Raw genomic sequence first — 22,857 nt, 5'->3', positions numbered from 1 at the left:
TTGCATGGAATATCATGGGGATTCTTTTTGTTAAAAGTTACTTATGAATCGAAGAAACTGGATTAGGAACAATGCATTGTTAACTGGAGGTATAACGTTATCTCCCTTGGGATTAAACCAGGTAATTGGTAAAGAAAATAACAGGGGACAAGCAAAAACTGAAATAAAAGAGATACATATTATTAACCTCAGCCATACCGATTTTGGGTATACAGATCTGCCATCAACAACCTGGCAAATACATGTAAATAACATTCCACTGGTACTGCAATATTGTGAAGAAACGAAGGACTATCCTCAGGAAGCAAAGTTCAGGTGGACCATGGAATCGCTATGGATATTAGAAAGATTTTGGAATCAGGCTACACGTGTGCAAAAGGATAAATTTGATAAACTTGTGGCTGAAGGGCGTATTGAAGTAACTGCCATGCCCGGGAATTTAACCTGCCTGATGGACGAATATGAATTTAATAATGAATTAAACCGTCTGGGGTCATTTTACGAAAAGTATAAGCCAAAGGTGGCTATGCAGAATGATGTGAACGGTTTTTCATTGGGACTTATCCAGTCATTAAACAATCTTGGCGTCCAGCATTTTGTTTCGGGATGTAATGGGTATAGTGGAGGAGTACCCCTGCCAGCACCATCTTTTTTATGGTGGCAGAATTCTAAAAATCAAAAATTGTTGGTATACAATGGTGAAGGATATCCTAATGGTTACGACTATTTTCATAAAGAACATTTTCGAAGGGGACCTGTGCCACATAGGTACGATATTTGGTATAACCAGCCGACTGGTAACGAGATTTTCAGCAACAAAAGAAATGATATCCTGAAATCATTCGACATTCTCAAAGGCAAGCTCGAACAATTAAGCAATCAGGGATATCCGTTTCCTTATCTGCAACTGTCATTTACCAATCACCTGACTATTGATAACGATATACCCTGTCGGCAATTGAGTGAATTTATTAAAACATGGAATGAAATGGGGCTGCAGCCAAAGCTTGTATTATCTACCCCTTCGCAATTTTTTGAAAAGATAAATAAGGTTCTTCCTTCTGATTTAACTTCGTTAAAAGGAGAATGGTGCGACTGGTGGGCAGATGGAGTGGCATCTACTCCCGTTGAGCTTGCTGTTTTGCAGGAGGCCAAGCGTCGAAATAAGGATATTGGGTCTGCACTTGAATGGTTAAAACCCGATGTGCCTGGTTTACCTGAAAGATTAAATAGCTTGAACCATGATTTGGTATTTTCAGCGGAACACACATGGGGCGCATACGATAGCGTTGCTCATCCATACGATGAAAGAACCCTGGGCAACCATCTGCAAAAATTCGATTATTTCTTTCGTTCTAACGAAAACTCAAAGCTTATTAAGGCAGATATTATAAAAGCAAGTGGCAGCTACAAGCCTTTTTCACTGACAAACAAAATTGAAGTTTTTAATCCGGGCAAAACTGAAAGAATTGGTTGGGTGGAAATCTCTGCTACAGCTATGCGATTTGAAGCAAATGGTGCAAAGGATTTGCTGACTGGAGAGTTTTTTAAGTTTGAAGAAATTCTTGGGTCTGAATGGGGTTCCAGAGACGGAGCATCTGTTCCTCCGCCGGAGATACCCAATGATGTTTGGCCCTATCATCCTGCAAAATACAAGTTCTTTGTAAAAGGGCTGAAGCCGGGGCAAAAGAAGAAGTTCGAACTGGTAAACAACCGTGCTTATACTCCAAAAAGTCTTGAGGCAAGTAAGTTCTTCGATGTAGTTGTCGACAATTCTTCGAAAGCTATTGTAGACATCAAATATAAACCGCAAAACAAATCGGTTTTTGACATAGATAGCCCTTACCTACCGGGGCAGCTAATTATGGAAAGACCACAAGGAAAATTTCCTCGAGAGGCGATTGCCAATAGGAGTCTTGATTCTAAGAATATTTTACACAGCACCCCAAAGGTGGTTGATTTTAAGAAAGAGTCCAGCGACTATTGTCTCAGGTATAAATCAGTAATGGAAGAAGATTTTGCCAAGCGTATTGAGCAGCAGTGGGATGTATTTGATGATTCACCCAGAATTGAAATTACAACCACAATATGGATGAAAGAAAACCTGGAACCAATGGCATCGTATTTAGCTTTTCCGTTTAGCTTACAGACTCCTCGTGCATTTTACAAGTCACTGGGCGAAGAAGTCGAGGTGGGGGTGGACCAAATGCCCAATACCTGCGCTGAATATAATACAATTCAAACTGGGGTTTCATTCAAAGGAGGTGACATGAATATTGCATTGAGTACCCCTGATTTGCCAATGGGAATATTCGATGGATTGGTAAGAGGGAAAAGGCGGGTGACATTCAAGCCCCAAACAGCCCATTTTTACAACATGGTGTTCGAAAATTACTGGATCACGAATTTTGCCATACTTCGTCCGGCAAAAATTGTAGCCAGGCATATTATTCAATGTGGCCAGCCGGGTGAAAATTTGGAACCTGTAGAAAATACAGAAATTTGGGCATATCCAACAATGTAGTTAGTAGGACAAGTTACAGGATAAAAGACGAATTCTGGGATCCCGACATTTTATAAATATGGGGTTAATTGATTTCGACCCCTTCTACATTTTTACTGGGTGAAAAATAATTGAAAAAAATTGATTTTCCTCTCTAAATTTAATGAGTACTTTTTTAATAATTAAAACATCATTTTTTAGACACTATTTTGTTCAATCTTCTTCTCTGTATCAGGATTTTAAACTTGATTAACTTTCTTTTTCTTGAGATCTGATCTCTATGGTTTCGGAATACAGATTTTGGTGTTAGATTTGATAAAGATTCATGATACCTGCCCCTGTTGCAGTAAACAACAAACTTTGATATTTCTCTTCTTAAATCTGATGGTAATTACTGCTGATGCTATTTGATCTCATTCTGATTTAATAATATATATTCATTAAAATATTTATATTTATCATCGCTAAACTGATACTGATTGATGTTAAACGATAGATATATATGGGAAGACTTCAAAAATGAGAAGGATTATGCTCTGTCACATATTTATCATCAAAACATTGATTTTTTATTCTTCTATGGAAGAAAATTTACGGATGATGAAGATATTATCCTTGATACCATTCATGATTTATTTTATTACCTAATTCAATCTCGCAGAAAACTGGGGGAAACTGACAATATTCGATTTTATCTGATTACCGCCTTCAAAAGACGTTTAATTAAAGAAATTCAGAACCATAATAAGCAGGTGTCAATCGGAGATAGCTACCATAATGAACCTGAATTTTCTTTTTCAATTGAAGAGGATATGATTCATAGTGAAGATTATTCAAAGCAAGCATATCTAATAAATCAGGGTATGAATGAATTAAATGCACGTCAGCGGGAAATTTTATATTACAAGTTCAATTGCGATTTAGAGTATGATCAGATATGCGATATCATGTCAATTTCATATGATACAGCTCGCCAACTCGTATCCAGAGCAATACGATTAATGAGAAAATACTTGTCTGAAAATGATTTTTATTTGTTCTTCATCTTCAGTCGATTAACAACTTTTTTTAAATAAATTTATTTTTATCTGTCACAAAACTACTTCAAGGTGCTTTTAACAGTGTATTGTAAGAGAAAATAATGACGGATAGAAAAAATAACAAGCTTTCAATAGAGCGACTAATTGAGGATAAGGAATTTGTCTCACTTGTTAAATCTGCTAATTCAGTAAAACAATGGAATCGGTTTCTTGAGGAACACGCTGAATCTCGAACAGAAATTCTGCAGGCAAGAGAAATTATTTGTGTTATAAATGAAAAGAATAAAACACTAGATAAAGAACGAAGGTACAAGTTGTGGCGCGATATTAGCAATTATGAAAAAGAATTCAAGCAAAGAAATAACTTTCGTAGAATTACTAGCTATTTTAAAGTTGCTGCTTCAATACTGCTGATTGCTGCTATTGGAACTTTGGTTTATGTTGAAATTCGATCAAATGACTCATCATACCAATTTGCAAACTCACAAATTCAGGAGGAAGTAAATCCATTATTAATTTTATCAAGCGGGGAAGAGGTCGAAATCCAGAAAAATGATCCTAATATCACTGTGTTAAAAGATCAAAATGCAATTTTGGTTGATGATGACAGTATTATGGCGAATAATCCAGTCGTGGATAAAAAAACTCAGGAGATACGATTCAATGAAGTTATTGTTCCTTACGGAAAGAAATCAAAACTTATATTGAGTGATGGAACTAAAGTATGGTTAAATGCTGGAAGCCGTTTGGCATTTCCTCAGCATTTTAGTGGAAAAATACGTGAGGTATTTTTGGAAGGAGAAGGATATTTCGAAGTTACCAAAAATGGCAGAACACCGTTTATTGTGTCAACTAATAATATTAAGGTTGAAGTGCTTGGAACTAAATTCGACATTTGCGCATACAAAACTGATATATCAACAGAGACTGTCCTAATTGAAGGGCGTGTAAATGTATGGGATAGTGAAAAAGTATTTCGGAATAAATATGAAATGCTTCCAGGACAAAAGGCCACATTTGACAGGGGAAATAAAGATATTGATCTGAGTTTTGTGGAAAATCCTGAAAGATATATTGCTTGGATTGAAGGGTGGTATTCATTTTCAAATGAAGATCTGGTGCAGGTATTTAAAAAATTGGAACGGTATTATAAAATCACCTTTGACTACGACGAAACTGTAATTTCTAAAACACTTCCAATATCGGGAAAGCTTGATCTTAAAGATTCTTTGAACGAAGTAATGGTTGTCTTATCGGGTGTTGCAAAATTTGAATACGAGATAGACGGAGAAATTGTAAAAGTTGTTAAATAAATAGACTAACTGCCTATGATTGAATGAAAAGAATGAGCTTCATATAAAAGAAAATCGGGGAGTTGCAGCCTCCACCGATTTTCAAAGTTTATTTAATAGTAGAACTAATAACAAACCAATTGTAAAAGTATGAAAAAGAAACGAAATGAGCTATGCTGTTGGTACAGCAGTGTTCCAAATTTTTTTATGAAAATGAAACTGCTAACTTTTTTAATTCTGTTTTCTGTGGCTTCTGTGTCGGCTAATAGCTATTCACAGGAAACTAAATTCAGTATGAATCTCGACAACATATCGGTGAGACAGGTTTTGCAGGAGATCGAAGAAAGTAGTGAATTCATTTTTCTATACAGTGAAAAATCAATAGACGTAGATCGAAAAGTCAGTGTTAATGTGAAGAATCGAGACGTAAATTCGATTCTTGATCAAGTATTTAAAGGCACATTAAATTATTATGAAATTCATGATAGGCAAATTGCCATTATGTCAAAAGAAAGTTCCGAATTACCAAATATTTTTGATAATAAGGCAAATATAGTACAAGCCAAAAATATTTCTGGGCGTGTTACTGATACTTCTGGTGTTCCTTTGCCTGGTGTAACGGTAGTTGCGAAGGGAAGTACTCAGGGGACAGTTACTGATAATGACGGAAAGTACTCAATATCAGGATTGTCAAATGGTGATATCCTAGTTTATTCTTTTGTTGGAATGAAAACACAAGAAATCACTGTTGGTAATAATTTAGTTATTGATATTGATTTAGAAGAAGAAACTGTTGGACTCGAAGAAGTAGTTGCTGTAGGTTATGGAACTCAAAGAAAAGAGAGTGTTGTTGCAGCTATTTCAACAATTAACGCAACAGAGATCGTTCAAAGCCCTTCCTCGAATATTGGAGTAGCTTTGGCAGGACGTTTACCTGGGTTAACAGTACTGCAAAGAAGTGGTGAGCCTGGAGGAGAAGGTATCGAGTTGTTTATTCGTGGTCGTAGTACGTTGAATGAACAAAAGCCTCTATTGATGGTAGATGGTGTTGAACGAGATTTTAATTCCTTGGATCCACACGAAATAGAAACAATTTCTATATTAAAAGATGCTTCTGCAACAGCTGTTTATGGTGTGCGTGGTGCAAATGGTGTTATTTTGGTAACTACTAAAAGAGGAAAAGTTGGGAAACCTAAGATTGATGTAACTGGAGAATATTCGTTGCAAGCACCCACACGCCTACCAGACATGGTTTCAGCCTATGATTATGCCAAACTAGAAAATCAGGTTCAGGGACAGCAGGGAGCTGATCCAATTTACTCTGAATTTGAACTGGAACGTTATCGAACGGCTGACTCAACAAATGTATTCCCCGTGCGTAATTTTATGGATGAATTTACTAAAGACTTTTCACCTATGGCTAAAGTGAATGTTAATGTTAGCGGAGGAACAGAGAAGATGAGTTACTTTACTACCGTGGGGTTTCAAGGGCAAAAAGGATTGTTTAAGAATGAGCCATTTGATAAATATAATTACGATGCTGAATCTAAAAATACAAGGGTGAATTTTAGATCGAATTTTGATATTGAATTAAATTCATCTCTGAAAATGTGGCTTAATATCGGTGGGTATATGGACAAAAAAAATGATCCATATGGTTTTGATGGAAGCAATATATATGGTTATGCACTTGCAGCAATTTTATCACGGCCGAACCTTGCGTATAATGATTTAACTCCAGATGGAGAAGTTGCAGGTTCAACCCGGTATGCTACGGGAGGAGCTAATACAACACCATACGGTTTCTTAAACCGTTCCGGTTTTGTTCTATCTACAATTAATAATGTTACTACAACCCTTGGTGCAGAGCAAAAACTCGATTTTATTACCGAAGGTCTGTCTGCAAAAGTGATTGCTTCCTACGATGCGATGTCTGTAAATATTCAACAGAGACATCGAAGTTATGCGGTATACGAGTTAACTTCTGTTGTGGGTGATTCATTGGTTTACAGTAAACTAGGATCAACTAATAATACACCTTTGGTTGATACGCAAGCGCAATCTTTTTCAAACCTTTTCAATATTGATGCTTCAATAAATTACGTGAAAGAATTTGGAGTTCACGAGGTTACGGGAATGTTATTATTCAATCGGTACCAACGATTAATAAATATTGAATTGCCATATAATTATATTGGTATTGTAGGTCGGGCTACATATAATTATAATCGGAAATATTTAGCGGAGTTAAATTTTGGATATAATGGTTCTGAACAGTTTGCTCCAGGAAAACAATTTGGTTTCTTTCCTTCATTTTCTGTTGGTTGGGTGGCTTCAGAAGAACCATTTTTAGTAGATAAAAACGCAGTTGATTTTCTAAAAATAAGATTCTCTTATGGACAGGTTGGTAATGACCGAATGGGGGCATCTCGTTTCTTGTACATAGATGATTGGGGAACTGGGGGCGGCTATCCTGGACTTCCTGCTGGAACATATGAAAATACAATGGCCAATCGAGATATATCTTGGGAGGTAAATAATAAATATAATGTTGGAATAGAAGGGAGATTCTTTGACTTTCTAAGCCTTGATCTTGATGTTTTCTATGAAAAAAGGGACAATATTTTGATACGTGAAGGTGGAACCACTCCTGTATTTATGTTTGGACAGACAAACTTACCACCAGCAAACTACGGAGAAGTTGAAAATAAAGGATTTGAATTATCACTAGGCTATCAGAAACAGTTTAATGATCATGCGATGTTGATGGCTAGACTAAATGGTGCTTTCAATAGGAATAGAATCAACTATGTGAATGAAGTTGAACTTGGTGAAGATTACGCGTATCCTACAAGGCAAACAGGGCATCGTATTGGTGAATTCTGGGGATATGAGACAGATGGATTCTTTAACACGCAGGAAGAGCTTGATAGCTGGTACGATCAGACGCCATTAGGAAAAGCTCCTGAATTAGGTGATTTGAAATATGTTGATCAGAATGATGACCAGATAATTGACGAAAAAGACATCGTTCCTATTGGAAATCCCAATGTGCCAGAGTGGACTTTTGGTGGTGCATTGAATTTTATATACAGGCAATTTGATGTAAGTTGCATGTTTCAGGGCGCTGCTAATAGAAGCTATTTTCTTAATGGAAGAGGAACTTGGGAAAATGCAGGTAATTTTACAACTTGGCATAAAGAATCATGGACACAAGCGAAGTTGGATAATGGTGAAAAAATTACTTACCCAAGACTGGCTCCTGGAGGAAGTTCAAATCTAATAGCAAATGACTTTTGGATTGTAGATGGAAGCTATATACGATTGAAAAATGCAGAAATTGGTTATACTATGCCAGAAAATATTTCGAGAAAAATTTCTGCTTCTAAAATTCGAATTTATCTCAATGGATTTAATCTGTTAACTTTTGATAAATTTCCTAAAAAATACTTTGATCCGGAACAGGCAAATCAATTAAGCCACCCTCTCTTTAAAGTATATAATGTTGGAATTAATATTACTTATTAATTCTGTATAACAATTTATTTGTATAATGAATATAGATAAGCATATTATGAAAAATAGATATAGCGTCATAAAAATAATATTCCTGATCTTCTTACTTAACGTTAATAATGCATGTGAGGACATATTGGAAAAGACTCCAGATGGAACGATGACTCTGGATGAAGTGTTGAGCGACTACGATAGAACAAAGGGATTGTTATCAGCAGCATATTCACAAATGGTGTTAGCTCGTGATAACCTATTCTTTTTCCAAACATTGGAAACACTTTCTGATAATGGATTTGAACCACGGGAAGATGGTTATTCATCCTATTGGTGGAATTCAGGACAGTTATCAAAAACAAATGCATGCGTTTGGCCTGGAATTGGTTTTGGAGGAGACCCTGGGAATGCACCAACGGCATGGTGGGGAATAAATTGGAAAGGAGTCAGGTTCGCAAATATTGCGATTAATGAGATTCCAAATTCTACGGTTGTGTCGGAGCTGGAAAAAAGTAGGTGGATTAATCAGGCTAAATTGTTACGTGCCTATTATTATTTTCAGTTAATACAGTTTTATGGTCCCCTACCATTCTTTGATGTTCCTTTTGAGGCTGATTTTAGTGATTGGAAATCATTAGAAAGACCAACTTATCACGAGATAGCTACTAGAATAGCAGACGAATGCGATGAAGTAATTGCTTCTGGATATTTACCTTTATCTCGCCCAACAAATGAATTGGCTTTATTACCAGCTGGATTTGCTTACGCGTTGAAATCTCGGGTTCTTCTGTACAATGCAAGCCCGTTGAATAATCCTGAAAATGATAAAACCAAGTGGCAGTTAGCTGCAGACGCGGCTAAAGATTTATTGGATCTTGAAGCTTATTATCTAGTAGATATTGACCAGTATGAAAGTTTGTTTACCAGTCCATTTGCAACCAATGTTCCTGAAATAATTTATCGTAGTCATCTTGAAGATTCGCATATTGGAAATGTAAATGGTATTTCTTTGGCTAATTATGGATTGGCAAATTGTCATAAGACGGGTGATAATCCGACTCAAGAGCTAGTTGACTGTTTTGAAATGAAGAATGGAGCAATCCCCGTTAGCTATATTAATAGCGATCATACTAGTGTGACAATTAATCCGGCTGCTATAGAAGCAGGCTATGGTGAAGGAGAAGGAGATAATCCTTACTTAAATCGTGATGAACGTTTTTATAAAAATATTCTTTTCAATGGAGCTGATTTTGGTGTGCCTTCGGGTGTTGAGTTTAATGCGATTATAGAAACTTTTGTTGGAGGTGGTCAAGGGTTTAATGATAATGTTTCGTCTGAAACCAAATTCTCATGTACAGGATATTATGCCCGAAAAGGTAGAGATGTCCGGTATTATGGTCCTAATGGGTTAGGAAATGGCGTAGCTCATCACATGGTAATTTTCCGCTTGGCTGAAGCATACCTTAATTATGCTGAAGCACTATGTGAATTGGATGATTTGAATGGTGCAATGGAGCAATTAAATGTAATTCGTGAAAGGGCAAATCAACCAAGAATTCAGGATATCCCTGGTTTCACATCAACTAAGGAATTTATTCGTGAAAGGATTCGTAACGAACGTCGTGTTGAGTTTTGCATGGAAGACTTACGATTCTTTGACCAGCGTCGTTGGAAAATACTTGGAGAGACCAATAAAGTGGTTACAGGAATGCGTATCACGAAAGTTGCGGATAATGTGTTTAACTATCAAAGAGTGAAAGTATATGATCGTTTATCATATACAGACAAATATCTAGTTTTGCCAATTGCCCAGGATGAGGCAAAAAAATTGTCAGGAATAGAACAACCAGAACCTTGGAGATAATAATTGTATTTATATAGAGTGACAAATCTTGTGAAAGATTTGTCACTCTCTCTTATATCTTTTCAGCGAGGAATATAAAAAAAACAGACGTATAGCGAATCATATTCACGATTGAGTCGGGCAATATTTTTTGATAAAGTTGATCTGGAAAGTGTTTAGATGTTTTCTGGAATCTGTCTGTGATTGGCATTTGTTGAGTGTTTTGCGTGTTTGTATTCTAATTGTTTCTTACTTTTTGTTGGAGTAATTTTATTCGATTAATTAATCTTTTATGGTCAAAAAAGTCCGAGCCTACTGGTGTTTGATATTTATTATGGTTATTAGTGCCTGTGGCGTAAATGATAAGATGAGTCTAAATAAAAGCCTTGAAAATGCTTTTATTTCTCCTCCAGATTCCATTCAAACCAGTGTTTACTGGTATTGGATTTCAGACAATATATCAAAGGAAGGTGTGGAGAACGATCTGATATCGATGAAAAAAGCCGGTATCAATCGTGCATTTATCGGTTATATTGGACGAGATGAAGTGCCTTATGGAAAGGTGAAAATCTTTAGTAACGAATGGTGGGAAATTCTTCATGCGGCGCTAAAAAAAGCGACGGAGTTAGACATCGAAATTGGTATTTTTAATTCGCCGGGTTGGAGCCAGTCTGGAGGTCCGTGGGTACAAGCTGATGAGGCAATGCGCTATCTGGCGACTTCAGAGTTACATGTAAAAGGGCCGCAAAATCTGAGTCAGAAATTGGGAAAGCCGATTGATCCTTTTCAGGATGTAAAGGTAATTGCCTATCCCGAACCAAAATTCTACGAACAGATTTTTGACACAAAAACAGGGATTATTTCATCGTCACCAGTAACGGCAGGCTTATCTAAAATTGTGGATAAAGATGCCAGTACAGGTATTAACTTCCCGTCAAGTGGTGATTTCATAATTGAATTCGAATCAAAAGTGCCTTTCACTGCGCGCAGCCTATCTATAACTTCTATTGAAAAACCAATTAACAATCCTGCTGCTCTTCAGGTAAAAGAAGAAGACGGGAGCTACCGAACGATTTCAGAATTTCAGATAGATCGTTATAATGCTGCCTTAAATGTAGGTTTCATACCGTATGCACCAGTAGTTGTGTCCTTTCCGGCAGTAACTTCGAGTTGCTTTCGTTTGGTAGTGAAAGATGTCAACACGGGTATTGGCTTGGCAGAAGTTGAACTGTCTTCGGCTCCACGGGTGGAACGTTATTATGAGAAGACACTGGCAAAAATGTACCAGACACCACTGCCTTATTGGAACGAATACCAGTGGCGTCAACAGGAAAAAGTGAATGAAGAAGATGCAGTTATTGCTGCTTCTAAAGTTGTTGATCTCACTAGAATGATGTTTGCTGATGGCACCTTGAACTGGGAAGTACCAGAAGGAAACTGGGTGATTTTAAGAACAGGAATGACACCAACAGGAGTTACTAATGCTCCGGCGTCTCCTGAAGCGACTGGTTTGGAGATCGATAAAATGAGTAAAAAACATGTCGAAAAACATTTTGATGCTTACATAGGAGAAATTCTGAAACGTATTCCAGAAGCTGATAGAAAGACTTTTCGAGTAGTAGTTCAGGATAGTTATGAAACAGGTGGACAGAATTTTACTGATGGCTTTTTAACCGATTTCCAGGATAGATATGCATATGATCCGGTTTCATTTTTGCCGGTTTTCAATGGGTTTGTGGTAAACAGCCAGTTGGAATCAGATCGTTTTTTATGGGATGTTCGTCGAATGGTGGCCGACAAAGTGGCTTATGATTATGTTGGGGGGTTACGAGAAGTTAGTCATAAATATGGCCTGTACACTTGGCTTGAAAATTATGGACACTGGGGATTTCCGGGTGAATTTCTGATGTATGGAGGACAGTCGGATGAGATTGGTGGTGAATTTTGGAGCGAAGGAGAACTCGGTGATATTGAGAACCGAGCAGCAACTTCCTGTGCGCATATCTATGGAAAAACAAAGATTTCAGCCGAATCGAATACCTGTGGTGGCCCAGCATTCAGTCGTTACCCTGCTCTGTTTAAGCAGCGGGGGGATCGCTTTTTTGCTGAAGGAATCAATAATACACTCTTGCATGTTTACATTTCACAGCCATTTGAAGACCAAAATCCTGGAATAAATGCTGATTTTGGAAATGAATTTAACAGGAAAAATACATGGTTTTCACAACTGGATGTATATGTGGATTATTTGAAGCGGTCAAATTACATGCTTCAGCAGGGACTAAATGTAGCTGATGCAGCTTATTTTATTGGCGAAGATGTCCCAAAAATGACTGGAGTTACTGATCCTGAGCTTCCTGTCGGATATCAATTTGATTACATGAATGCCGAAGTGATCGAAAAATACTTGACTGTAACAAACGAATTGCTTACACTCCCACATGGAACTCAATACCGAATTTTAGTTCTGCCGAAGTTGAAAACCATGCGTCCGGAGTTGCTTGCTAAAATTATAAAGCTTGTAAATGATGGGGCCGTTGTGCTTGGACCCTGCCCTGATCATTCTCCAAGTTTGCAAAACCAACCTGATTCAGATAAAAAGGTTCAGGAAATGGCTGCTGATTTATGGGGGGAAGTGGATGGTGTAAATGTGAAATCGCGCAAAGTTGGCAATGGTTTGGTAATGGATGGATTATCGATGGAGGAAGCTTTTGCGATGATCGACTGTGTTCCTGATTGTAAACTTCCTGAAGACAATAGCATCCACTACGGACATCGCAAAACGGATGGTGCAAATATTTATTTTGTGAGCAACCAGACCAATGAAATAAAATTGGTAATTCCTGAATTTCGTGTAAGTGGGTGTCAACCAGAATTATGGGATGCGACAAATGGCTCTGTCCGAAAACTTCCCGCATATGAGCAACTTGATAACACAACATCAGTTCCTTTAAAACTGGCTCCTTATGAAAGCGTATTTGTTGTATTCCGCAAAAAAGCTGGGAAAGCCAAAGAAAATGGTGTAGAAGCAAATTATCCCGAACCAACTGTTTTGGCTGATTTTAACCAATCATGGAAAGTGCAGTTCGATGTGTCACAGCGCGGCCCTGAAGAGCCTGTAGTTTTTGATAAACTGATCGACTGGACCCAAGCTTCCGACGATAGAATCAGGTATTACTCGGGTAATGCTACTTACGAGCAGACTTTCAGGATAGAGGCAATGCCAACCGGCGAAAATATTACGCTTAATCTGGGTGATTTGACAGCTATGGCAAAAGTTTATGTGAATGGTAAATATGCAGGAGGCGTTTGGACTCCTCCATATCAATTAGATATAACTGATTTTATTACTGAAGGGGAGAACATTCTTAAAGTTGACGTAGTAAATACTTGGGTGAACCGGTTAATTGGTGATTTAAATCTGCCAGAGAAGGAACGTGAGACTTGGTGCCCGGTTAATCCGTACAATGCTGGCAGTCAGTTGCAACCATCTGGTTTGTTTGGGCCAGTAACTGTTTTCAGAGTGAAATATTAACGTGCAAATGATGTAAAATGAAAGTATTTAGTAGTCATGTCATGTTATTTTTTTTGGTGACGCTGGCTGTGTTTGTAAATTCTTGCCAAACTCGGGAAAAAGTTGATGATTTTTCTCCTTTTGGAGATAAAGAAACGTATTGCCGGGACATTTACCCTGATACGTGGGTGGCAAATGATGCATTGGGAAGACCAATGCCAGCTTATGAAGAGGTTGGTCAAGTGAAAAATGATCAACGGCGTGTTGTGGGGATATTTTATGTTACATGGCACACGCAGGATAAAATTCAAATGAAACAACCTTACCTGGCAGATGTAACTAAAATCCTTCAAGAAGATAAAAGTGCCAGGCTAGATGCTAATAATAAGCTATGGTACACTCATTCGTATCATTGGGGAGAACCTGAAATGGGGTATTTTCTGAGTCAGGATGAGTATGTGATTCGAAAAGATATGTCAATGCTTTCCGATGCCGGGGTGGATGTTTTGGTAATGGATGTTACCAATGCTGTTAGGTATTGGGATGAATGGGAGGTAATATTCCAGACTATGCAATTGATGAAGTCAGAAGGAAACAAGGTGCCAAAATTCATCTTTTGGGCTTTTAACGGACCAGTAATCACAGTGGTACAGGATTTATACGACCGTATTTACAAAGAGGGAAAATATAAGGATTTATGGTTTTACTGGGATGAGAAACCTTTACTGTTGTACAATGGAGAACCTTCGTTGGATGCTAATGGAGGTGGAGTAAAAAATCCAAATCCACACTACGATGTGGCTGCTGAAACCGATAAGGACAGTCCTCATTTTGGTGACTCAGATTATTCGGAAGAGTTTTATCAGGATTACACAAAAGAAGTAAAAGAGTTTTTCACCCTGCGTACTATGTGGTGGGGATATTATGAATGGGGAGGAAAGCGATTTGTAGGGACTGAAGACAACTGGAGTTTTGGTTACAGCATGGCTGATAAAAAGATTCAGGCCTTATCGCCCAAAGAATTACTTTCTACGCACAACGGACAATTTGAAGAAGCAGCGGTTACCCCAGCACAGCATCCGGTTACTATGACAGAGGAAAATATGGGAGTTGGTAAATCCTGGTCACTGCGAGACGGCGAACCTAATTTGGATGAATACGACTTACCTGATTCAGCGTATGTTCCATGGTTAGGTAAAACAATGAAAAACCCGGTTGAATACGGTATTTATTTTCAGGAGCGCTGGGAAGAGGCATTGGAGGCCGATCCTCAGTTTTTGTATATAAACGATTGGAACGAATGGACAGCAGGTAAATACCAGCCTGATGGAGGGGGAACAACACCTTGGTTGGGGCGCGACAATCCATTCTTTTTTGTTGATCAGTACAATTCGGAATTTAACCGCACAGTGAGCCCGATGAAAGGTGGTTATACCGATAATTACTATATGCAAATGGCGCAAAACATTCGTCGTTTTAAAGGAGTTCGGCCGATACCAAAACAAGAAGGCTTTGCTTCGATAGAAATCGATGGAAATTTTTCGGATTGGGATAAGGTGAAGAATGAATTTCGTGATACTCAAAATGATACTTTTCACCGCGATGCATTAGGCTATGCTGGTATTCATTATGTGAATAATACAGGTAGGAATGATATTATAACTGCGAAAGTTGCAGTCGATAAAGAGGAGGTTTCTTTTTATGCCGAAACCAGCAATGAATTGAGCAATTCGAGTGATACTAACTGGATGTTGTTATTGATTGATGCCGATAAAAATCCAGAAACAGGTTGGTATGGATACGATTTTCTGATTAACAAAAACGTGAAAGATGAAGAAACCACGACTTTGATGCGTTACGAAGCTTCTCAAAACGAAGGTAAGTGGAAAGAAGTATCTGATCTGCAATACAAAGTATCCGGTAATCAGCTTGAAATATCTGTTCCTCGTGAACTTTTAAGTTTGATTGACAATAAGTTCACTTTTGATTTTAAATGGACAGACAATCCAACCGAATTGAAAGACCCAATTTCATTTTGCACACACGGAGATGCAGCTCCTAACCGAAGATTTAACTATAGAATGATTTGGAGTAATTAACCTTCGGGATTTGAGAATACGGTTTTGATAGAAAGAGACGTATTAAAAAATTGAATAATGATGAAGTTGAAATTTTTTGCTTTATGTTTTTTACTGATTGTAGGATCTGGAAATATTATCGCCCAAAATCCAATTGTGCCTCCAGGCATTTATGTTGCAGATCCTACTGCCCGGGTATGGGATGATGGTAAAGTTTATTTGTATGGTTCTCGCGATGAAAATCCAGATTATTACTGTTCATGGAGATATGACGTCCTCAGTTCTGATAATATGATGGATTGGGAGATCTATCCAAATCGCATATCTTCAAAAGGAGAAGATGATGTAATACCGTATAGTGATGACTTATTGTTTGCACCTGATTGCTGGTATAAGGATGGGGTGTATTATCTCTACTACTGTCTAGCCAATAATACCTTAACTGAAGGGGTAGCGGTGTCAAATTCTCCTACTGGCCCATTTGTTAACGGTACAAACATTGAACTGGGAGAACATCGGCAAATCGACCCTGCGGTTTTTGTTGATGACGATGGACAGGCTTATTATGTTTGGGGGCAATTCCAGTTAAAGATTGCTAAACTTAAACCAAATATGAAAGAAGTAGATCTAACCTCAGTAATAGAAAACGTTATTACCGAAAAAGATCATTTTTTTCATGAGGGGGCATTTCTTACCAAACGCAAAGGAATTTATTACTTGGTGTATGCACATATGGGAAGAGCAGGGAAACCAACCTGTATTGGTTATGCTACAAGTAATTCTCCAATGGGACCTTATCAATATGGAGGCGTGATTATCGACAACGATCATTGTGACCCGGGAAACTGGAATAATCATGGTTCTTTAGTTGAATTTAAAGATCAGTGGTATATTTTTTACCACCGTTCCACCCATGGTAGTTATACCATGCGAAAAGCATGTATTGAGCCCATTTTTTTTAATGAAGATGGTAGTATTACTGAAGTGGAAATGACTTCGCAAGGGGCAGCAGGTCCATTGGATCCTCTAAAAGAGATTGGTGCAGAACGTGCATGCTTGATGAACGGAAATGTTCGGATTCAGGCATATTCACCGAATGAAGAAGAGCTTGGTGGAATTCAAAACGGAGACAATGCAGGATACAAGTATATCAATTTTGACAAGGATGTTAGTCGAGTTGACATTCGCGTTGCTCCGGGAGAAAAACCAGGAAAAATTGATATTGGTGTTGATAATATTTGGGGACCGTCAATCGGATCGATTGAAATACCAGGTGGTGGCGATTTAAAAAAATGGAATACTTTTTCATGTGATATTATCCCGGTAACTGGAACAAGAGCTGTCTGGCTTCGATTTAGAGGCGAAGGAGAAGATATCTTTCATGTAGATAGTTTTCAATTTAAATAAACAATAAATGCGATGAAACTCACTACAATGGGAACAAATAATTTACGAAGTTTTATTACGGCATATTTAATAGTATTATGTTTTGCTGCTATTGGGAAACAAAATTTCAAAGAGAAACAGATATATAAGTTAACAACCAACGAAATAGCTAAAGAACCAATAAACCCGCTACTTTATGGCAATTTTATAGAACTTGGCTACGGTATCCAGGTAGAACCTATGTGGAGCGAGATGTTCTTCAATCGCAGTTTTGAGCCTTTTGAAACATACCGGGTGATTAACAAGTTATGGTACGATCTGTATTATGATGAAAAAGATCTTTCAAAAGGTTATGAAACAGATTGGAGCAAGTTCGATTGGTATCATAGCGGTTATGACCATAACGCATGGTTTGCAGCACCAGGTGATCCTGGCCAGCCATATATAATTGAGGATTCCTCCTCATTTATCATTCATCAAACATCCCAACGCAATATCAGGCTTCAGGAAGTTAATGGAGGCTCTGGTCATGGTGTTCAGTGTTTGAAAGTCATTAATAATGAGAAAAGCAGGATGGGAGCATTGGCGCAAGAAGGAAAATTTATGCGAAAAGGTGTTGATTATGAATTTCGGGGGATGATAAAATCACTGGATGGACCAATAAAAGCCGAAATTCGAATGTATCCGCAAGGTAAATGGGATAACCCTTTTATTTCAATTCCTTTTGAAATCAAAAGTGAAGATTTTGATGAAATTAGGATGAAGATCCCAAATCCATCATATGATGGTTATGCGACATTTAGTCTATGGATCCCAGCTCAGTCTTCTATCGTTGTAGATGACTTTTCGATGAAGCCAAGAGATTCATATTATGGTTGGCGGCAAGAGGTGGTTGATGTGTTCAAAGAGTTAAATCCTTCAATTGTTAGGTTTCCTGGGGGATGTTTTGCTTCATTTTATGATTGGCGTGATGGAATTGGTCCATATTCCGATCGTAAACCAAAGCCGTCCTACTTTTGGGGCGGTCAGAATTATAATGATGTTGGAACTGCAGAGTATGCTATGTTGTGTAAAGCTGCAGGTGCCCAAATGCAGATGTGCGTCAATGTATATCACCCATCAAAAAGAAGATATGAAGTTGATTTTCCTGAATGGCAAAGTCCTATTGATGGTGATTTCCCAGAGTTTATGAGTTTATCCCAAGGTGCCAAATCTGCAGCTGACTGGGTTGCTTATTGTAATTTAAAAGTAGGGGAGCATCCCATGGCTGACTTGCGTGCAGAGCATGGATATCAAGAACCTTTTGGGGTTAAGTATTGGGAATTGGATAATGAAGTCCTTCGTTGGTTTGAAGCTGAAGATTATGCATGGGCTGCAGTAGTTTATTCGAAAGCAATGAAAGAAATTGATCCAAACATTAAAATTGGATTAAGCGCTTATGGTGAAAGATCAGGGTACGATTATCATGAAAAATTAGAAGATATGTTGACTATTGCTGGACCCTATATCGATTTTTTAGCTGACCGTGGAGATGCTGAAGGCATCTCTGAAATGATGTTAAATAAATTGCGCAAATACAATGAAGCAAATGGTACAGCTATAAAATATTGCGATACCGAATGGCTGGCTTATAATACTGATGTTAAACGCGATGCATATAATTTGGCGGAGCGTGAAGGTGGATCAACTAAGTCTTTTGCTTTTAGCAAATGGTATTATGCATTAAATCTTTTAAAGAATTTCATGTCTTTTCAACGGTTAGGAGATGATATGTTATTCGTAAATTTCAATAACCTGGCAAACACACATAGTCAATGTGCTATGGATACGCCAAAGGACGGAGCCTACTTAACTGCATCGGGAAAAGCACTTCAATTTCTGTCAAAGAGTAAGGCCGCTTGGGTAGTTGAAATAGAAAATTATCAGCCAAAGATGGTGGAAGATTTTCAGGTTCAGGCAGCTTGGGATAGAAAGCGCGAAAAGATGGTATTGTATGTATGCAATCGTACTGCAGAGAATACAACAGCAACCTTCGATATTTCAAATCTGAAAGTAGTTTTTAAGAATGCAAACACCACTCGTTTACTTGGCGAAAATAGGCTGGTTATGAATACGCTTGAGAGTCCAAAAACAATCGAAGAGTTTGTTGAAAGTCGTAAAATACAAATGAAGAAAGGATTAGTTGAAGTGAAATCGCCTGCATGGTCATTTACAGAGGTTGTGCTCGATTAGTAAATTTCCTACGTCTCATGGGATAATTGCGATCGAACATAGAAAGCAGGCTGATGGAAAAATAAAAACAGTTTGTAATTAGCCGACGAAGTTAGAATCGTTCGAAATAATAAAAACTAGATCAAGACGGTATGCTGAAATGATTCAACAGAAGCATAGCAGTAACAACAATCAATATGAGCAATAACAAAATATTAATCGTTTTATTTACATTTCTTGTCTCTTTTGATATGTCATGTAAATCTAATCCGGAATCGATAGTAAAACCGGAATCTGAGACGGAGACAGAAGAAAAAGCAAATCAGGATTATTTTGAATATTCCAATCCGCAACTTTATAACTCCATTGATGACGGAAATATGTTTCGTGATCCATGTATAATAAAAGAAGGGGATACATATTATTTGACAGGCACAAGATGGCCGCATTTCGAAGAATGGGGGGTGGTTAATGGAACAGCAATTTATGCTTCTGAAGATTTGAAAACATGGCGATTGGTTTGCAATCCAGTAACGCGACCTGAGGCAAATGGTTTGGAATGGTGGAAATATTATTTCTGGGCACCGGAAATGTTTGTCGATAATGATAAGTATTATTACACTGTAAATTGTAGTCAGAATGGACCTGGTGGACAACTCCAGGAAGTTGCTTTGTTCGTCGCCGATCAAATCGAAGGCCCCTATACTCCTATTAGCGTTGATAAATCAATTATTGTTGGTAATGACGCTCATATTTTCAAGGACACAGATGGAAAAACATATATGTTTATTTCAGGGATAACAGGCTTTGAGATTGATCTTATGACAGGAAAAATTATTGGAGATGTTTTTGAATGTGTGAAGCCAACCTCTGATCAGGGAGAATGGACAAGCGCTTCTGCAACGGGTTTTGAGGGCCCCTATGTAATGTTGAGAGATGGGATTTACTACCTCTTTTTCTCAACATGGGCACGAGGCTACGAAATTGGTTATGCTACTGCCACTAATATAAAAGGTCCGTGGACAATGAATTCCGATCCAATCTATGGTTCGATGAACGAAGCAGCTTGTGCGCGAACTGGAACAACGTATGAATCGGGTTATTATGAGAATGATTTTGTAGAATCCGGGCACAATACAGTGTTCTCAGGCCCCGATGGACGTGATTGGATTGTGGCTCACGTTTTTGCACAACCGTTCACCGGAGGTTACTTGGAAAACCATGTTGAAATGGCTTTTGATCCGATTGAGTTCAGGGCCGGAAAGATAGTGGTTTTCGATGGTTCGCGTGAGGTAAAGGGGCCAACACTTGGGATTAAGCGAATACTAATAGAAAATTAGTAAAAATAATCATGTTAGAAACCATTCTTAAAAGCGATAACTCTATATGGTTTTAAGAAATAATTATAAAACACATTAGAATGAAAAGACTATTTTTTATTGCAATAGCTTTATGTATAGCAGCCAATGGCATTTCTTGTAAAAATGAGGTTGTAATTGAAGAAAAACCTGGTCCGGATCCTAACACAGAAGTTGATCCACCATTGGATGAGGAAGGTGGCCCTGTATCTGCTATGGGCGATTTTTTGGTTGCTACTGATGATCTGGGCCGAAGTCTTCCAAGCTTTGAAGAAGTAGGAGACGAGAAGAAAGATCGTTTTATTGGACTCTTTTATTGGCTCTGGCATACACCTATTCGGTATGATCGTTCAGAAGATTTTAACGTTACTGAGGAGCTTCAGAAAAACCCGACTCGTACACAATGGCTTTTCGCTGATTACTATTGGGCTGAACCGGAACTTGGATATTATTCTTCGTTGGATGAATTTGTGATGCGAAAACACCTTGCTCTTTTCAGTTTGGTCGGAATCGATTTTTTATATCTGGATTTTACCAATGCGATTATAAATAATCCAGAATTAAGATCTTTCCTAAAAGTAATGAAGGAAATGGAAGCAGATGGATATAATTTACCGAAGATTGTTCCTTTTTTCAATCACGATCCACAACCCAAAATCGAAGAATTCTATACTGATTTTTATCTGAATCCTGAATACCGAAAACATATGTTCTATTATGAGGGAAAACCATTGGTTCTTTCTCCTGAAAAACATAAAACGAATTGGCAGATAAATAATTCCTTTACATGGCGTGCGATGTGGGCAACTTTTGAAGCGAACTCAGAAAACGAAGGTAAATGGCGCTTTTTTGATCAGGTGCCAATGAGTCCTGCTTTTTGGAATGGTAGATTGGAACAAATAGTCGTAGCTCCCTCGTTTGGCGGACCAATTTGGGATGTCCCTCAATATGGATCAAAAAGTTCGACTACGTCACATACGCCAACCTATAATCAGTACTGGCTGACTGAAGATACAGGAAAGGGACTATTCTTTGAGGAGCAATGGAACGAAGCACATCGAATCGGAGCAAAGATACTTTGTATTACCGGTTGGAATGAGTGGAAAGCTGGTGCATGGTACTGTAGTCCCGAATTGGCAGCAGCCAACTTTCCGATGCAAAATCGGATACTGAAGGAAGGTGAGTCGTATTTTGTAGATGAATTTAACGAAGAGTTTAATCGTGACCTTGAACCACAATTGGGTGGATATACAGATAACTATTTTTATCAGATGGCAGCTAACATCCGTCTTTACAAAGGGATGAAGCCAATGCCGGAAGTTTCAGAACCGAAAAAGGTTAGTATTGATGGATTATTTGACGAATGGTCAGATGTTAGTCCTATTTTCCAAGATTTTAAAAATGATACAAAATCAAGGGGGGCACAATCGGTATTTTCTCACATTTATTATTCAAATAATACAGGAAGAAATGATATTATTGAAAGCAGGGTGACTTATGATAGTGAGTTTGTCTATTTTTATGTTAAAACTGCTAATCAACTCACTTCATATGAAGACAAGAACTGGATGTTACTTTATATTGATTCAGATAGAGATAAAAGTACTGGTTGGGAGGGATATGATTACGTAATAAATTTAGATTCAGAATCATCCACGAAAACATCCTTGCACAAGAGAGAAAATAATAGTTGGAAAAAAATTGCAGATTGTAACTATTCCTATGCAGGAAATGAACTGGAAGTAGCAATACCATTGTCTTTAATTAAACAAAATGACGAACCAGATTTATATTTTCATTGGATAGATAATATTCAAGAAATCGACGATATACACGAATTCTTTGTAAATGGAGATTCTGCACCAGAGAGAAGGTATAATTATTACTATAAATCAAAGTAGCTAGTGCAACTAATTTTGTTCTCTATTCTTTCATTTTTGGTATTGAATATGGAATGATTTAAATCAGTTGGTATCCTTGATAAAAGAAGTTTAAGTGAGAAAATAATGCACTTTCACTAATTAACTAAGCGGTGAATCTGAAATTGTTTTTTGTTGATTTGGGATGTCTCAATATTCCTAAATAATCGAGGAGGTTTTTCTTGCTTAAACAGATAGGAGCA

Annotated in this window: 11 protein-coding genes; all 11 read left to right on the top strand. The window is 37.8% G+C overall.

All coding sequences use genetic code 11. The annotated features are described in order from the left end of the window. Positions 1-43: 43 nt before the first annotated feature. On the top strand, positions 44-2,524 hold the full coding sequence (locus ACUNWD_RS06905) for a glycoside hydrolase family 38 N-terminal domain-containing protein (protein ID WP_445587057.1): 2,481 nt from the start codon (positions 44-46) through the stop codon (positions 2,522-2,524). A 461-nt stretch (positions 2,525-2,985) separates the two neighbouring features. Further along, positions 2,986-3,579, top strand: a complete 594-nt coding sequence (locus tag ACUNWD_RS06900; protein WP_445587056.1) for an RNA polymerase sigma factor — start codon at positions 2,986-2,988, stop codon at positions 3,577-3,579. A 65-nt stretch (positions 3,580-3,644) separates the two neighbouring features. Further along, complete coding sequence (locus tag ACUNWD_RS06895) at positions 3,645-4,856, top strand: FecR family protein (protein ID WP_445587055.1); 1,212 nt, start codon at positions 3,645-3,647, stop codon at positions 4,854-4,856. Between the two features lie 129 nt (positions 4,857-4,985). Further along, positions 4,986-8,363, top strand: a complete 3,378-nt coding sequence (locus ACUNWD_RS06890) for a TonB-dependent receptor (RefSeq protein WP_445587054.1) — start codon at positions 4,986-4,988, stop codon at positions 8,361-8,363. 46 nt (positions 8,364-8,409) lie between these two features. Further along, a complete protein-coding gene (locus ACUNWD_RS06885) occupies positions 8,410-10,209 on the top strand; it encodes a RagB/SusD family nutrient uptake outer membrane protein (protein WP_445587053.1) in 1,800 nt (599 codons plus the stop codon). Positions 10,210-10,480: 271 nt separating this feature from the next. Then, positions 10,481-13,723 (top strand): glycosyl hydrolase, encoded by a 3,243-nt coding sequence (locus tag ACUNWD_RS06880; RefSeq protein WP_445587052.1) that lies wholly within the window; start codon positions 10,481-10,483, stop codon positions 13,721-13,723. 17 nt (positions 13,724-13,740) lie between these two features. Continuing rightward, positions 13,741-15,801, top strand: a complete 2,061-nt coding sequence (locus ACUNWD_RS06875; RefSeq protein WP_445587051.1) for a hypothetical protein — start codon at positions 13,741-13,743, stop codon at positions 15,799-15,801. Positions 15,802-15,858: 57 nt separating this feature from the next. Further along, positions 15,859-17,187 (top strand): family 43 glycosylhydrolase, encoded by a 1,329-nt coding sequence (locus ACUNWD_RS06870; protein ID WP_445587050.1) that lies wholly within the window; start codon positions 15,859-15,861, stop codon positions 17,185-17,187. A 12-nt stretch (positions 17,188-17,199) separates the two neighbouring features. Further along, positions 17,200-19,398 (top strand): hypothetical protein, encoded by a 2,199-nt coding sequence (locus ACUNWD_RS06865; RefSeq protein WP_445587049.1) that lies wholly within the window; start codon positions 17,200-17,202, stop codon positions 19,396-19,398. Between the two features lie 176 nt (positions 19,399-19,574). Continuing rightward, positions 19,575-20,717 carry a glycoside hydrolase family 43 protein gene (locus ACUNWD_RS06860; protein WP_445587048.1) on the top strand — a complete coding sequence of 381 codons (1,143 nt, stop codon included), beginning with the start codon at positions 19,575-19,577 and terminating at the stop codon, positions 20,715-20,717. An 80-nt stretch (positions 20,718-20,797) separates the two neighbouring features. Continuing rightward, positions 20,798-22,636 (top strand): hypothetical protein, encoded by a 1,839-nt coding sequence (locus ACUNWD_RS06855; protein WP_445587047.1) that lies wholly within the window; start codon positions 20,798-20,800, stop codon positions 22,634-22,636. Positions 22,637-22,857: the final 221 nt, after the last annotated feature.

This window comes from Sunxiuqinia sp. A32, from assembly GCF_052690465.1.
Note: the sequence above shows the minus strand (reverse complement) of the source record. Positions and strands in the feature narration are given on the sequence as shown.